The following is a 14356-nucleotide window of genomic DNA, read 5'->3' as shown; positions in this document are numbered from 1 at the left end:
CCGCCCGGGTCCGGACGGCTGCAAGGCGTTGTGGTCGCGAGGGAATCAGGTCTTGGGCAGGCCGGGCGGATTGGTCTTGGCTTCTGGAATGGCTTCGGCCGCCAGGTTCCAGCGCTCGAGCGTCTTGGCGTAGTCGCCGCTCTCGATCAGGCCATTGATGGCAATGGTCACGGCATCGACCAGCCCGGTATCCTTGCGTAGTGCCACCGCGATCTCCGCGGTCTGCGGCCAGCCGCCATTCTGCACCCCGACAAGCCGCGTGGCGCCGGTCACTGCTGCTGAATAGGACAGAGTTGGATTGGGGTTGAAATTGACGTCCGCGCGGCCCGACTGGATGGCCAGCTGGCTGGCGGCGGAATCGTCGTAATACTGGATTTCGACCGGCGCGAGACCTGCTTCGACATTGAGGCGGTCCCATTCCAGGATGATCTTTTCCTGGTTGGTCCCCGAGCTGGTGATCACCTTGAGGCCGGCGATATCCTTGGGCTCGGTGATCGACTGGATCGGGCTGTCACTGCGGACGTAAAAGCCCAGCACGTCCTGGCGATAGGTCGAAAAGTCCAGTCGTTCCTTGCGCTCTTCGGTCACCGTCACATTCGAGACGACCGCGTCATACTTGCCAGAGGTGACGCCCAGCGGCCAGTCGGCCCAGGCCACCGGCACGAGGTTTGGCTCAAGACCCAAAGCCTCGGCGATCAGCCAGGCAAAGTCAGGCTCCGAGCCAACCGGGGTCTTGGAATCGCTGGCATAGGTGCCGAGCGGCGGATCGCCCAGGGTCACTGCCACGGTGAACTGCCCGTCATTGGCAAATTTGAAATCCGCCGGAATGGCGGCGATGGCTTCGGGATTGGGCTGGGCGTGAATACGCCCCGGCTGTTCCGGACCGAGGTCGAAGGCACTCTGGGCAAAGGCCGTGCCGGTCAAGGCGGCGAGGGCCAAGCCCGCAAGCAGCAGTTTGAGCGATGACGCTGTCATTTCAGTCTCTCTCTTGGTGATGGGTGATATCAGGCCGTGGCGCGCAAACGCCCGGCATTGGTCGTCGCAGTCGGGGTCCAGCCGAGGGCCGGTGCGATATGAGTGATGGTGTCGGTGAGGATCTGCTCGTATTCGGGCAGGGTGAATTCGTAGGGCAGTTCGAGCCGCAGCTCGTCTATCAGCGGCAGCACTGGATCATTGCGCAGCCAGTCGATGATCTGTTCGGCGGTGCCGACCAGATCGCGCGGGAACAGCGTGCGCTTCGGCCCGTTGGGCGCAAGGGTGCGCTCGTAGCGGCCTGTGGCGAAGGCCTCGTAACGGGCAATCCGGGCTCTGGGCGCCGTATCGGTGGGGACGATAACCCGGCCCAGCGCCACCCTGCCCCGGCCACCCGAGGCCTGGCGATAGGCGGCTATCAGATTGCCTTGGGCGGTGTGGAAGTCATCGGTGTTCTCGCCTGAAACGACATTGCCGGTGAGGAGGTTGAAACCATTCTCGCCAGCCCAGCGGGCTGACTTGAGCGAGCCACCGCCATACCAGAGCCGGTCGGCCAGACCTGCCGCATGTGGCTGCAGGCGCGGGCGCTGCGGACCAAAGGGCGTGGCAATGGTGGTGTCGTCATCGCCGAGATAGTCGCCACGCAGATTGGCGGCGAAGCGGGCGATGCGGTTGTGGCCGAGGTCATGGCTCTGCCAGTCGCCATCATGGACCAGGTCACCGATCAGCGCGGCATGCGGCGGCACGCCGGCGCTGAGGCCGACATTGAGCCGGCCCCGCGATAGCACATCGACCATGGACAGGTCCTCGGCCAGCCGGAACGGGCTCTCGTAACCGATCTGGATTACTGCCGAGCCAAGCTGGATCGTCGAGGTGCGCTGGCTGGCGGCGGCGAGAAACACTGCCGCCGAACCGATACCTGGCTCCAGATGCCGCTGCCGCACCCAGGCTGAGTCAAAGCCCAGGCGTTCGCCAAAGGCGATCAGGTTCAGTGTGGCGTCGATCCCCTCGAAGGGGGCGTCATTGCTGAAGTTGCCCGGCGTCAGGAAACCGATGTGGCGGATGGTCGGAGACATGATCCGGATCAGGCCTTTGGCTTGGGCAGACCGGGCGGATTGGTGCGCGAGACGTCGACACTTTCCTCGGCCACACCCCATTGGTCGAGCAGCTCGGCATAGGTCCCGGTTTCGATCAGATTGTTGATCGCGGCGGTAAAGGGCTCGGCCAAGCCGCTATCCTTGCGGGTAGTGACGCCGACATCGGCCGGGTTGGGCCAGCCGGAACTGATCAGGCCAACCAGCTTGGTCTGGCCGGTCACTGCTGCCTGATAGGCCAATGGCGCATTGGGATTGAGCTGGACGTCGGCGCGGCCGGAGCTGATGGCGAGCAAGGCAGCCGCCTCGTCGTCGTAATATTGCAGCTCAATCGGCGCGAGACCCGCCTCCTGGTTCAGGCGATCCCATTCCAGCAGAATGCGTTCCTGATTGGTGCCTGAGCCGGTGATGATCTTGAGGCCCGCAATATCCTTGGGCTCCTTGATCTCGGTGATGGGATTGTCGGCCTTGACGTAAAAACCATGCACGCCGATGCGATAGGTCGAGAAGTCGTATTTCTCCTTGCGCTCCTCGGTGACGCCGACATTGGAGATCACCGCATCATATTTGCCGCCGGTGAGGCCCAGCGGCCAGTCGGCCCAGGCGATCGGAATGATCTCCACCGGAATGCCAAGCACTTCGCCGACCAGTCGGCCGATATCGGGATCAAAACCGACGACGGTCGCGCCATCGGTGGCATAGGTCGCCGTTGGCGGCGCGCCGGCTGCGATGGCAATAGTCAGGGTGCCGTCCTTGGCGAAGTCGAAATCAGCGGGCACCAGCGCGGCGATCGCATCGACCTTTTCGGCATGCAAGCGGCTGGCCGGATTGGGGCTCAGGTCGAAGGTCGACTGGGCCAGTGCGAGGCCGGATGACGAGGCGGCCAGCACGGTGGCCAAGGCCGTCAGAAGGAAGGATTTGCGGGTCAGCATGTTACGTCCTTGGGTTGGTCGAGGCGTGCGCCATCCTGCCGTGCAAGCGGCATGGTCAGGCTGGCGCAGGCGATGGGGTTTGAGAGCTAGAGAACCTTGGCGATGAACTCGCGGGTGCGCGGATGCGAGGGCTCGGTGAACAGGCGCTCCGGCGGCGCCACTTCGAGCACCTTGCCGCCTTCCATGAACACCACGCGGTCGGCCACTTCGCGGGCAAAGCCGATTTCGTGGGTGACGATGATCAGGGTCGTGCCGGACTTGGCCAGTTCCTTGATCACGTCGAGCACTTCGCCAACCAGTTCCGGATCGAGCGCCGAGGTCGGCTCATCGAACAGCAGGACTTTCGGCCGCAGGGCGAGAGCCCGGGCGATGGCGACACGCTGCTGCTGTCCGCCCGACAGGTGGCGCGGATAGGCATCCGCCTTGTCGCCGAGCCCGACGCGGGCCAGTAGATCCCGTGCATCGGCAATCGCTTCGGTGCGCGGCACACCACCGACCGAAACCGGCGCTTCGATGATGTTTTCCAGCGCCGTCAGATGCGGGAACAGGTTGAAGCTCTGGAACACCATGCCGACAGCCGAGCGGCGGCGGCGGATGGCGGGTTCCTTGAGCTCATAGAGCACGTCGCCGCGGCGCTCATAGCCGATCAGCTCGCCATCGATGCTGACCACGCCGGCATCGGCCCGCTCCAGGTGATTGATGGTGCGCAGCAGCGTCGACTTGCCGGCGCCCGAGGGACCGATGATGGCAATGACTTCGCCGGGCGCGATGGTGACGCTGACGTCGTCGAGCACCTTGTGGCTGCCAAAGCTCTTGTTGATGCCATGCACCTGCACTTCGCCATCGCCGATATTGCCCAGCGCCACGCTCAGCGGCTTGCGGGCGACGGCTGACGCCGCAGCAGTCTCGACCGGACGGCGGGCAAAGAAGCGTAGTGCCTTGTCCACCGCAGTCGGGCCGGCATCGCGACGGGCGCCCTTGGCGAAATGCTGCTCGACGAAATATTGCACCGACGAGAGCACGATCATGATGATCAGGTACCAGACGGTGGCGACCATCAGCAGTGGGATGACTTCGAGGTTGCGGCGGTAGATCACCTGCACGGTGTAGAACAGCTCGGGCAGCGCCAGCACGTAGACGATGGAGGTCGCCTTGGCCAGACCGATGATCTCGTTGAAGCCCGAGGGCAGGATGGCGCGCATCGCCTGGGGCAGCACGATATGCATGCCCTGGCGCCAGGAGGTGAGGCCCAGCGCGGCCGCCGCTTCATGCTGACCCTGATCGACCGAGAGAATGCCGCCGCGGATGATTTCCGACGAGAAGGCCGCCTGGTTGAGGCTGAGGCCGATCAGCGCCACCGCGAAGGGGCTGAGCGTCTGCACGGTGTCGAACTGGGCAAACAGGATATTGGTGAAGGGCACGCCGACATTGATGGTAGCGTAGAGATAGCCGAGATTGTTGAGCACCAGCAGCAGCACGATCAGCGGGATCGAGCGCAGCAGCCAGATATAGCCCCAGGACAGGCCCGAGAGCAGCGGCGACTTTGACACCCGGGCAAAGGCCAGCAGGCCACCGAGCAGGAAGCCGATCACCGAGGCCAGAGCGGTCAGCAACAGCGTGCGGCCCAGCCCGACCAGCACCGGCTCGGAGAAGAAGAACTGCGCGAACACCGCCCAGCCCCAGCGCTCATTGGTGAACACCGAATGCAGCGACACGGCAATAACGAAAGCCGCGACAATACTGCCGACGATCCGCCAGGGATGTTTGGCCGGGACAATGCGCAGACCCGCATGATCGCGCGCCGAGTTGCGCTTGAAGCTTTGTGTTTCCGTACCGACTTCGGTTGTCGACGCCATTTCGCGACCTCTTAGTCTATCAATATTATAGACATTAGTTTCGAACGACCGTGCATCGCAATGTGCTGGCGTTCTGTGTTTGGGGCGTCGGGGGACAATTTTGTCCCCCGTGACCTAGGCTGTCAGGCGTTCGTTGCGTTCGCCCTGAAACACTGGCAGCGCCTTGGTAAAGGGCAGGGTCTGGATGGTCTCCAGATCAGCATTCAGGTCAAAGAGGGCTGTGTAGCCGGACTTGAGATAGAGCGCCGCAGCTTCGGGCTGGCGGAAGCCGGTGGTCAGATAGACCTTGCTATAGCCCTGCAGCGCCGCCCGATTTTCCAGCTCGGCCAGCACGCGCTGCGCCAGCCCCTGGCGGCGATGATCGCCATCGGTCCACATTCGCTTGAACTCGGCGGTATTCTCGTCATAGCGCATGAAGGCACCACCGGCGATCGGCTGGCCGTCGCGCAGCAGCAGGATGAACGCCCCATCGGGTGCCGCAAAGCGCTCCGCCGGATAGCGGTTCATTTCGACCGCAGCGCCGCCCTTTTCAAAGAAGTCGCCATAGCGGCGCTGGTACTCGTCGGTGAGTTGCTCGACCAAAGGCCGGGCAATCTCGTCCGTCGGCTTGGCGTCGATGAAGATATCAGCCATCACACAGCCGCCTTCGCGTCATCGAGCGCATAGCGGCTCTCGCGGAACGGCAGTCCGAGATGGTCGCGCAGCGTATCGCCAATCTGCTCCCGCGAATGACGGCCGCGCTGCTCGAGGATCGGCAGCACTTCGCGCTCGAAATCGTCGAGGCCAACGCCCTGGACCGGGAAGCCGAGCACGAAACCGTCGGATGCACCGGTATCGACCCATTCCTCGATCTTGTCGGCGATCTGCTCGGCCGTGCCGACGAATTCGCTGCGCGGGGTCACCGATTCCAGCGCCACTTCACGCAGGGTCTGACCGTTTTCCTTGGCCACGCGCTTGATGCGATCGGTGCCCGACTTGAAGTTGTTGGCACCAAGGTCACCCAATTCCGGGAACGGCGCATCGACGTCATATTGCGCGAAATCGTGGTGATCGAAGAACCGGCCGAGATAGGCCAGGGCCTCGCTGACATTCACCAGCTCGCGAATCTCTTCATACTTGCGCTGCGCCTCGGCCTCGGTCGAGCCGACGATCGGCCCGATGCCCGGCAGCACCTTGATGGCATCGGCGCCACGGCCATGCGCCACGGCGCTGGCCTTGAGCTTTTGCGCCAACTCGCGGTTTTCGGCAATCGAGGCCGCCCCGGCAAACACCGCATCGGCATGGCGCCCGGCCAGCTCGATACCGGCATCCGACCCACCAGCCTGGAACAGCACCGTCTGGCCCTGCGGCGAGCGCTGGATGTTGAGCGGGCCTTCCGCGGAGTGGAATTTTCCCTTGAAATTGAGCCGATGCAGTTTCGAGAAATCGGCGAACTGGCCGGTGCTGCGATCGCGCACAAAGGCATCATCGTCCCAGCTGTCCCACAGGCCCTTGACGATCTCGATATGCTCGCCGGCAATCTCGTAGCGCAGGGCGTGGTCGGGGTGGTTGGCGCGGCCATAATTCTTGGCCGAGCCTTCGAGCGGCGAAGTCACTGCATTCCAGCCGGCGCGGCCGTTGCTGAGCAGGTCAATCGAGGCGAACTGCCGCGCCACGGTGAAGGGATCGCTATAGGAGGTGGAGAGCGTGCCGACGAGGCCGATCTTCCTCGTCACCGCCGCCAGGGCCGACAGCAGCGCAATCGGCTCGAAGCGGTTGAGGAAATGCGGGATCGACTGCTCGTTGATATAGAGCCCATCCGCCACGAAGGCGAAGGCAATGCCCGCAGCCTCGGCGCGCTTCGTGGTCTCGAGGATATAGTCGAAATTGACGCTGGCATCGGCCGGGACGCTGGGATGCTTCCAGGCGTTCATATGGCCGCCGGGGCCGTGCAGCATGATGCCGAAGGGAATGCGTTTCTGGCTCATTGGAAGGCTCCGATTATGCAGAAAGGGCTGTAGGGCGCGCGGGATGGAGAGCCGCAGCCACCAGTTCGAGGGCGATGGCGCGGCTGTCGCCGGCATTGCCGAAATCTATGATGAATTCCTCGATGCCGTGGTGGTCGGCCAGGCTGTCGAGGGCGTCGATGATGTCCTCGCCCGTGCCGGCCAGCGCCGTCGAGGCGCGGCGTTCGACGCTATAGTCGGTGACGCCGGCCTGCCGGGCATATTCGGCAGCCTGGGCCTCGCTGCCCACCGTAACGCTCTGCCCGCCGGGAATGGTGACGCGATAGGGCGTGAACAGGGCCGCCTGTGCCCTGGCCTCTTCGGCCGATGGCGCAACCACCGCGGCCAGCGCCAAGATGGGCGGGCGCCCGGTCACATCGCGATAGGTGGAAATGGCCGCCGACAGGATAGCGTCGTCGCCGTTCAGGTGCCGGGCAAAGACGAAATTCCAGCCCAGTTCTGCCGCCAGTGCCGCACTTTCGACGCTGGCGCCTAACAGGTGGCGTTCACCCGGCTGCGCTGGCCGCGGGGTGGCATCCAGACCCTCAGGCCGCTTGGTCGCATCCGCGCCAAGGAAGCCATCGAGCTGGCGCAGCTGCTCCGCGAAATCAGGCTTGCGCGCCGGATCGCGACCGGCCTGCAGAGCATTGGTCGAAATCGGAAAGCCACCGGGCGCCTTGCCGATACCGACATCGACGCGATCGGGGGCAAGCGAGGCCAAGAGATTGAAATTCTCGGCCACCTTGTAGGGGCTGTAATGCTGCAGCATCACCCCGCCCGAGCCGATACGGATATGCCGTGTGTGCGCGGCGATAAAGGCAAGCAGGATCTCCGGCGACGCGCTCGCCAGGTCCGGCGTATTGTGGTGTTCGGCGACCCAGAAGCGATGGTAGCCCAGCGACTCGGCGCGTTGCGCCAGCGCGACTGTTCGCTGTAACGCCTCGGTCGACGTCTCCCCGCGCAGAATCGGGCTCTTGTCCAGAACGCTCAATGCGTAGCTCATCTAAAGTCCCGCAAATTGGGTCAATTCAATGCGTGGACTTTAAGTCTAGCAAGTTGGTAGATAAATAGGTTGAGGCCGTGTCGGCCCCATATTCAGCAGGCTTTTTCTGTTCCGGGATATCCGCAGCAAGCTGCGCCTAAGGCGGCCGAACTCTGCGAGTGATTTTGTGCGGCATGAGCCAGAATGGAGAAACGTCGTGCGTGTATCGATCGTCGGAGCCGGAATCGCCGGCCTGTCGCTGGCCTGGGCGCTGCGCAAGCGCGGCGTGGATGTGTCGCTGTTCGACACGGGCACCATCCCCAATCCGGGCTCGTCTTCGTTTGACGAGCACCGCATCACCCGCCATTCCTATGGCCACCTGCCAGGCTATGGCGCGCTGATGCCACAGGCCTTCGCGACCTATGACCAGCTCTGGGCCGACATTGGCGCTACCCATTACATGCCGACCAACATGGTCTTCGTCGCCCGCGAAAATACCGACTGGTCTGCCTCGGCCGCCGAACTGGATCGCGTCGGCGTCTCGCACCGTATTATCTCGCCCGCCGAAGTCGCCACGCGCCTGCCCATGCTGCATGCCGATGGCGTCAGCTCTGCCTTCGAAGCAGGCGGCGCCGGCATGCTGTTCGCCAACCGGATCGTCACCGACCTCGCGCGCTGGGTTGCCGAACACGGCGTGTCGCTGCATCCCCAGACGCGCGTCGAAGACATTGATGCGGCCAAGGGCAGCCTGACGGCGGGCGGCGTGCGTCATGACGCCGATCTGGTGGTTGTCGCGGCCGGCGCCTGGGTGCCCGAACTGCTACCGGCCACCAAGACCCGCATGGTGCCATCGCGGCAATTGCTGCTCTATCTAGAGCCGCCAGCCGATCTCACCAAGGCCTGGTCTGGAGCGCCGGTGCTGGTCGATAGCGGCGGCGGTCACGGCGCCTATATCTTGCCGCCACGTGGCGGCACCCGGCTCAAGATCGGCGATCACATCTTCACCCGGCGCGGCCAGGGCAGCGATGACCGTATTGCTACCGAAGCCGACGTCGCGCCCGTGCTCGAGTCTGCGGCCGCAATCTTCGCCCGGTTCGACGAGTACAAAATCCTTGAGCGCAAGGTCTGCTATTATACCGTCACCGACGACGAAGGCTTTGTTGTCGAGCCGATCGGCCCGGCCGGCTGGGTGCTCAGCGCCTGTTCCGGCCATGGCTTCAAGCTCGGCCCGCTGATCGCCTCGGGTCTGGCCGATGCCATCATCGGCAAGCGCCCGGCTGAAACGCTACCCGCCTGGGCGGCTGGACGCGTCCCCCTTGTTCCGCCCGCACCCGCGCACTAGCTTTAGCGTCACCGCAACCCCGCACCGACAAGGCCAGCACATGAGCGACTTCAACGATCAGGTCATCGCCGATTTCAACAGCAAGGGCGGCAAGCCCGGCGGCTATTTCGAAAACGCTCCGGTGTTGCTGCTGCATTCGATCGGCGCCAAGACCGGCCTCGAGCGCACCCAGCCGTTGATGTTCCTGCACGAAGACGACAAGGGCCCCTACTACGTCTTCGCCTCCTATGCCGGCGGCCCCAAGGATCCGGCCTGGTATCATAATGTGGTGGCCAATCCCGAGCTGGATATCTCGGTCGGCGACGGCACGACCATCACCCGCCTGCCGGTGCGCGCCCGCGTGCTCGACGGCGAAGAACGCGACACCATCTATGCCCGCCAAGCCAGCCTTTTCCCGCAGTTTGCCGACTACAAGGAAAAGACCAGCCGCGACGTTATTCCGGTGATCGAACTCAGCCCGCGCTGATCGCGCGGCCAGCAGTATGATCGGTCCGCCAGCCGGATGCCGGCGGATCGTATGGAATTACCAGGGATAGGTTTCGTTGACCGACCCGGTGAAGGTGCCGCTCGGGCCATCAGAGCCGAGCAGAGCCACGCGGACCGCTTCTGCCGCGCCCTGCTCCACCGTCTCGTTGCCCTCGAAATTGTTCAGCGCAGTCGCGGTAAAGCCGGGGGTCACGGCATTGACCTTGATGCCTTCGGCTTCGAGATCGATGGCAAAGGCCAAGGTGATGGCGTTGAGCGCAGTCTTGGACGCGCCATAGCCGGGATTGAACGTCGCCCGATAGGGATGGGGCGTGGCATTGATGGTCAGCGAACCCAGCCCGCTCGACACATTGACGATTCGGGCGCCGGCCGACTTGCGCAGCAGCGGCACGAAGGCCTGGGTGACCGAGAGCACGCCGAACACATTGGTCTCCCAGATGGTGCGCACTTCATCCACCGAGATCAGCGTCGCCCGCGAGCGCTGGATATAGCTCTGCATGGTCTCGCTTTCCGGGCCATTGGCGCGGGAAATGGCGGCATTGTTGACCAGGATGTCGAGGCGGCCGAACTGCTGTTCCACCTGCGCCACGGCGGCCTGGATGGATGCCGCGTCGGTGACGTCGAGCTGGATGGGGTGAATTTCGCCGGCCAGGGTCTGGGCGGCAGCCTTGCCGCGCTCGAGATTGCGCGACGCAAGCAGCACCGTCAGGCCGTCGGCCGCGAGGTCTTTGGCGATCTGCAGCCCGATGCCCTGATTGGCGCCGGTGACGAGTGCGATACGGGTAATTTCAGTCATGGCATGATCCTGTTCTTGATTGGCCGAACAGGAGATGGTCACGCGGCATTGGACGTTCTATATTCAAACGTCCAAGATAATTGCGAATGAGTCCAGAATGGCTGATCCCCTTGCGCAGATGGTTGGCCTGCTGCAGCCCGGCGCGCCGTTTTCCAAATGCGTCACCGGGTCGGGTGCCTGGCGGGTGCGGCGCACCCAGTCGCCCAATCCATATTATGTCGCCGTGCTCAAGGGGAGCCTGATCTATGGCGACGGCAAGGGCGAGGCGGTCACCGTCAATGCGGGCGATTTCATCCTCATTCCCTCGGCGCAGGATTTCTGGATGTGGAGCGACGTCCCCAGTACCGACCGGGACGAGGTGATCAATCCGGTCATCCTGCCCGGCGGCGGCTATCGCGTCGGCGCCATCGACGGCCCGATCGATATGCGGGCGCTGGTCGGCTATTGCATCTTCCAGTCCGACGACGCGCGCCTGCTCTCGTCCCTCTTGCCCGAACTTGTAGTGGTGCGGGGGGAGCACCGCCTGGCCATGCTGATGCAATTGCTGGGCGACGAGGCCGTGGGCAGCAAGCCCGGCCGGGAAGTGGTGCTGCAGCACCTGCTCGAAGTGCTGCTGATCGAGGCCCTGCGCTCGAGCGGCGAGATGGGCCATATGCCCGGACTGCTGCGCGGCCTGGCGGATGAGCGGCTGGCCGTCGCCATCCGCGGCATGCATGCCCGGCCCGAACGTGGCTGGAGCGTAGCCGAACTGGCCCGCGAGGCCGCCCTCTCCCGCTCGGGTTTCCATGAGCGCTTCCAGGGCGCTGTCGGCATGGCGCCGATGGAATATCTGACCGCCTGGCGGCTGGCCGTGGCCAAGAACCTGTTGCGCAAGGGCGATGCCAGCATTGGCGAAATCGCCCGGCAGGTCGGCTATCGCTCGGCCAGCGCCTTCAGCGTTGCCTTCACCCGTGACGTCGGCCTGTCGCCCGCCCGCTATGCCCGCGAAACACCCGCCGCCCTGCCCGGCACGGCTGCCGAGCAATTCGAAGGCGCCATCGCCTGACAGAGGCGCCACGGCTATCGCTAGGAAAGATCAGGAAATTGGCGCACCCGGAGAGATTCGAACCCCCGACCTCTGCCTTCGGAGGGCAGCGCTCTATCCAGCTGAGCTACGGGTGCATCCGTCACGCGGGGCCATGCCCCGGCTGAACGGGCGCAACCTAACCAAAGCGGGTGATCCGCGCAACGGGGCTTTTCGTCAGTCCCGTGCCAAAACAATCAGCCGGTCGCCCGCCAGATAGTCCACCGCCGCCGACTTGCGCGGATTGACCAATATGCCATTGGCCTTGGCGCCCTCGCGCGGACGGTGATAGCCGATGGCCACTTCGCCGCGCTCGCGGGCCGCCTGGGTCACCGTGTAGAAATTGACCGGCATGCCAAGCGCCACATAATCCTCGGCCGGACGCATGTAGATTTCCGAGCCTTCTTCATCCAGCAGGTCGTCGAAAATCGCGCCCAGGCTGTCGTTTTCCGAGGCCTGCGCCAGCATCAGGCTGACCAGCTTGTTGCTGACGACGAAATCGTCGGCGCGGGTCACTTCCGCCAGCTCGCGATTGCGCACATCGACCATTTCCGACACCACATTGATATGCACGCCCGCCGCATCGGCGATCTTGCGCAGATGCAGCAGCGTCACCAGCGTTGAGGTATCGGTCGGCTGTGGCGCGAGGATATCCGAATAGCCCAGCACCAGCACATGGTCGTAGGCAGCGATATCCAGGCTATCGAGCGCGGCGCGGCTGGTGGTATCGAGCCGGCCATATTCGACCGAGAGATTGCTGCTGGCGATGGAGAGGCCCGCCACCACATCGTCGAGATCAGGCGTGTCGGCGGCAATGGTCAGCATCGATCCCTCGGCGACATAGCGGCTGAGCTCATGCACGATGATCGGGGCGCGGCGGTTCCAGCCGAGCAACAGCACGCGTTCCGGCTGGTCCGGGCGATGCGCGGCATGGCGGATGGCTTCGGGATCGACCGAGATCGCCGCCGCGGCAATGGCGATAGCCGCATCGTCCTCGGCAATGATGATGGCGCGGGCACCGGCCGGGATCAGGCTTTCCATCGGCGGGTTGAGCTCAACCTGGCCATCGGGCGAGACCAGACCGATCAGCGTCGAACCTTCATAGGCCATCAGTGCATCGCCAAAGCTGTTGCCGGTCAGCGCCTGCTGCTCGAGCGTATAGATTTCGCAGCCGTCGAAATCGAGCAGTTCGGAATAGACCGCCGAAAGGCCCGCCTGCCGGCTGGAATGGGCGACAATGCGGGCGATCAGGTCATCGGCCAATACCAGTTGCGCCTCGGTTCCACCGACGACGCGCGCCACTTCGGCATTGGCATTGTCGCGGATTTCGGCGGCGATGCGATAGGGTTTGGCGCGGCGGCGCGGATCATTGACCAGCGCCAGCAGGGTCTTGATCACCTGGCTATCGGCATGATTGGCATCCTCGTCCTCGGGCGACAGCACGATGATCGAGCGGGCATGCTGCGGCGAGACGATGGCTAGGTCCTGGATATCGGTCGGCGCACCATGGCGGCAGATGACGCGGGTGCGGCCGAGATTGGGGACCTTGGCGGCAATGGCGTCTTCCATTTCCACCTTGTCGCGCTCGGCCATGATGACGATACGCGGCTTCTTGCGGCTGCGATTGGCCACCGCCAGTTCGGCAATCACGTCGAAGATCGACGGGCTCCAGTTGAGGATCACGGTGTGATCCTCTTCCAAAACGGTGCTGCGGCCCTTGCGCAGCTCGTCGAGCTTGCCCTCGATGCCCGAGGAGAGCACGCCGATCAGCGTCGAGAAGATGAAAATGCCGGCGATGGTGACGATGAGGCCGATGGCTCGAAAACCCCAGCCGGTGTCGCCGGCCACGGTGCCGGCATCCATCGAGCGCATCAGGCTTTCCCACATGGCTTCGGGGAAATCGACCGCCGGCTGCCCCTCGGGCGCCAGCTGCAGGCCGACCAGCAGGATTGCGGCAATGACAATGACGATCAGCGACAGCACCGCCAGCCAGCCGATCAGCGCCACCGGTCCGGCCGACATCGAGGTGTCGAAGGCGTAGCGCAGTCGCGCCGCCATTGAATTGCGCTTGGTCATTCCCGTCCCCTGGGGCGATTATGCTGCCCTGCCTCAAGAAACTCTTAGCGCAGCGCGGGCTCAAGGCAATTGCCAATCCGGGCCTTGCACAGCCGTTGTCATGAAATTGCCATCAGACTGCCTTGTTTGACGCCTATCGCCCGCTGCTGGAAAATCCGCTAGAGTGGTGGCATGGCTCAGACACAGACGTTCTTCGGCACTTCACGGCTCCTTGGCGCCACTCTTGTCATGGCACTTGCGGTCTCCGGTTGCTCGATGAGCGGTTTCAAGCCCCTTCCCGGTGGCGGCGCCACCGCAGCGTTGGCGACCTTCGCGGCTCCTGCCACGCCAGCCGGCCATGTGCCGAAGGCCAGCGCGGTCCCCGAGGCGCCAAGCGCTCTGGGCTATGCCGGCAGCTCGCTCGATCCGCTGATCGCCCATTATTCGCAGCAATATGATGTGCCAGAGGCGCTGGTCCGGCGCGTCATCGTGCGCGAGAGCGGCTATAATCCGGCGGCCCGCAACGGCCCCTATTACGGGTTGATGCAGATCAGCCACGCCACCGCCACGGGCCAGGGCTATCGCGGTTCGCCAGCGGGCCTGCTCGATGCCGAGACCAACCTGCGCTATGCCGTGCGCTATCTGGCCGGCGCCTATGTCACGGCCAAGGGCAATCAGGATCAGGCCGTGCGCTTTTATGCCCGTGGCTTCTATTATGATGCCAAGCGCGCCGGCCTGCTCGAAGAGTCCGGGCTGCGCTAAACCGCCGCAAAACCAGCTTACCTGCCCAACC

12 protein-coding genes, 1 tRNA gene and 1 pseudogene are annotated in these 14356 nt (G+C 64.0%); 4 read left to right on the top strand and 10 right to left on the bottom strand.

Features of this window, described 5'->3' with window-relative positions:
* Nucleotides 1-45: 45 nt before the first annotated feature.
* From BM045_RS01960 to BM045_RS01930, 7 genes are all read right to left on the bottom strand, one after another.
* Nucleotides 46-975: an ABC transporter substrate-binding protein gene (locus tag BM045_RS01960; protein WP_092179316.1), complete on the bottom strand. Its 930-nt coding sequence runs from the start codon at nt 973-975 to the stop codon at nt 46-48.
* Between the two features lie 29 nt (nt 976-1004).
* Nucleotides 1005-2048 (bottom strand): LLM class flavin-dependent oxidoreductase, encoded by a 1044-nt coding sequence (locus BM045_RS01955; protein ID WP_092179315.1) that lies wholly within the window; start codon nt 2046-2048, stop codon nt 1005-1007.
* A gap of 8 nt (nt 2049-2056) precedes the next feature.
* Nucleotides 2057-2998 carry an ABC transporter substrate-binding protein gene (locus tag BM045_RS01950; protein ID WP_092179314.1) on the bottom strand — a complete coding sequence of 314 codons (942 nt, stop codon included), beginning with the start codon at nt 2996-2998 and terminating at the stop codon, nt 2057-2059.
* Between the two features lie 86 nt (nt 2999-3084).
* Nucleotides 3085-4854 carry an amino acid ABC transporter permease/ATP-binding protein gene (locus tag BM045_RS19255; protein ID WP_092179313.1) on the bottom strand — a complete coding sequence of 590 codons (1770 nt, stop codon included), beginning with the start codon at nt 4852-4854 and terminating at the stop codon, nt 3085-3087.
* A gap of 114 nt (nt 4855-4968) precedes the next feature.
* Nucleotides 4969-5487 (bottom strand): GNAT family N-acetyltransferase, encoded by a 519-nt coding sequence (locus BM045_RS01940; RefSeq protein ID WP_092179312.1) that lies wholly within the window; start codon nt 5485-5487, stop codon nt 4969-4971.
* Entirely contained in the window at nt 5487-6821 is a 1335-nt protein-coding gene (locus BM045_RS01935) for an LLM class flavin-dependent oxidoreductase (protein WP_092179311.1), read from the bottom strand. The genes BM045_RS01940 and BM045_RS01935 overlap by 1 nt, the downstream gene beginning before the upstream one ends.
* A 13-nt stretch (nt 6822-6834) precedes the next feature.
* Nucleotides 6835-7842 (bottom strand): MsnO8 family LLM class oxidoreductase, encoded by a 1008-nt coding sequence (locus BM045_RS01930; protein WP_092179310.1) that lies wholly within the window; start codon nt 7840-7842, stop codon nt 6835-6837.
* A 196-nt stretch (nt 7843-8038) separates the two neighbouring features.
* Between BM045_RS01930 and BM045_RS01925 the strand changes: the two genes are divergently transcribed.
* Both BM045_RS01925 and BM045_RS01920 read left to right on the top strand, forming a co-directional pair.
* Nucleotides 8039-9163 (top strand): NAD(P)/FAD-dependent oxidoreductase, encoded by a 1125-nt coding sequence (locus BM045_RS01925; protein ID WP_092179309.1) that lies wholly within the window; start codon nt 8039-8041, stop codon nt 9161-9163.
* Between the two features lie 40 nt (nt 9164-9203).
* Entirely contained in the window at nt 9204-9629 is a 426-nt protein-coding gene (locus tag BM045_RS01920; RefSeq protein ID WP_092179308.1) for a nitroreductase family deazaflavin-dependent oxidoreductase, read from the top strand.
* A 57-nt stretch (nt 9630-9686) separates the two neighbouring features.
* Here BM045_RS01920 and BM045_RS01915 read toward each other — a convergent pair whose 3' ends face one another.
* Nucleotides 9687-10445: an SDR family NAD(P)-dependent oxidoreductase gene (locus BM045_RS01915; protein WP_092180777.1), complete on the bottom strand. Its 759-nt coding sequence runs from the start codon at nt 10443-10445 to the stop codon at nt 9687-9689.
* Nucleotides 10446-10542: 97 nt separating this feature from the next.
* Between BM045_RS01915 and BM045_RS01910 the strand changes: the two genes are divergently transcribed.
* Entirely contained in the window at nt 10543-11490 is a 948-nt protein-coding gene (locus BM045_RS01910) for an AraC family transcriptional regulator (protein ID WP_092179307.1), read from the top strand.
* Between the two features lie 39 nt (nt 11491-11529).
* On the opposite strand, the gene BM045_RS01905 is transcribed toward BM045_RS01910, so the two are convergent.
* Both BM045_RS01905 and BM045_RS01900 read right to left on the bottom strand, forming a co-directional pair.
* Nucleotides 11530-11606 (bottom strand) — tRNA-Arg (locus BM045_RS01905).
* A gap of 79 nt (nt 11607-11685) precedes the next feature.
* Nucleotides 11686-13584, bottom strand: a complete 1899-nt coding sequence (locus BM045_RS01900; protein ID WP_092179306.1) for a CASTOR/POLLUX-related putative ion channel — start codon at nt 13582-13584, stop codon at nt 11686-11688.
* Between the two features lie 399 nt (nt 13585-13983).
* Here BM045_RS01900 and BM045_RS19120 point away from each other — a divergent pair.
* A pseudogene (locus BM045_RS19120) lies at nt 13984-14325 on the top strand (lytic transglycosylase domain-containing protein); the annotation flags it as partial.
* Between the last annotated feature and the right edge of the window lie 31 nt (nt 14326-14356).

Source organism: Devosia sp. YR412, from assembly GCF_900110945.1.
Classification (GTDB): domain Bacteria; phylum Pseudomonadota; class Alphaproteobacteria; order Rhizobiales; family Devosiaceae; genus Devosia.
The sequence above is the reverse complement of the archived record's forward strand: the minus strand, read 5'-3'. Positions and strand labels throughout refer to the sequence as shown.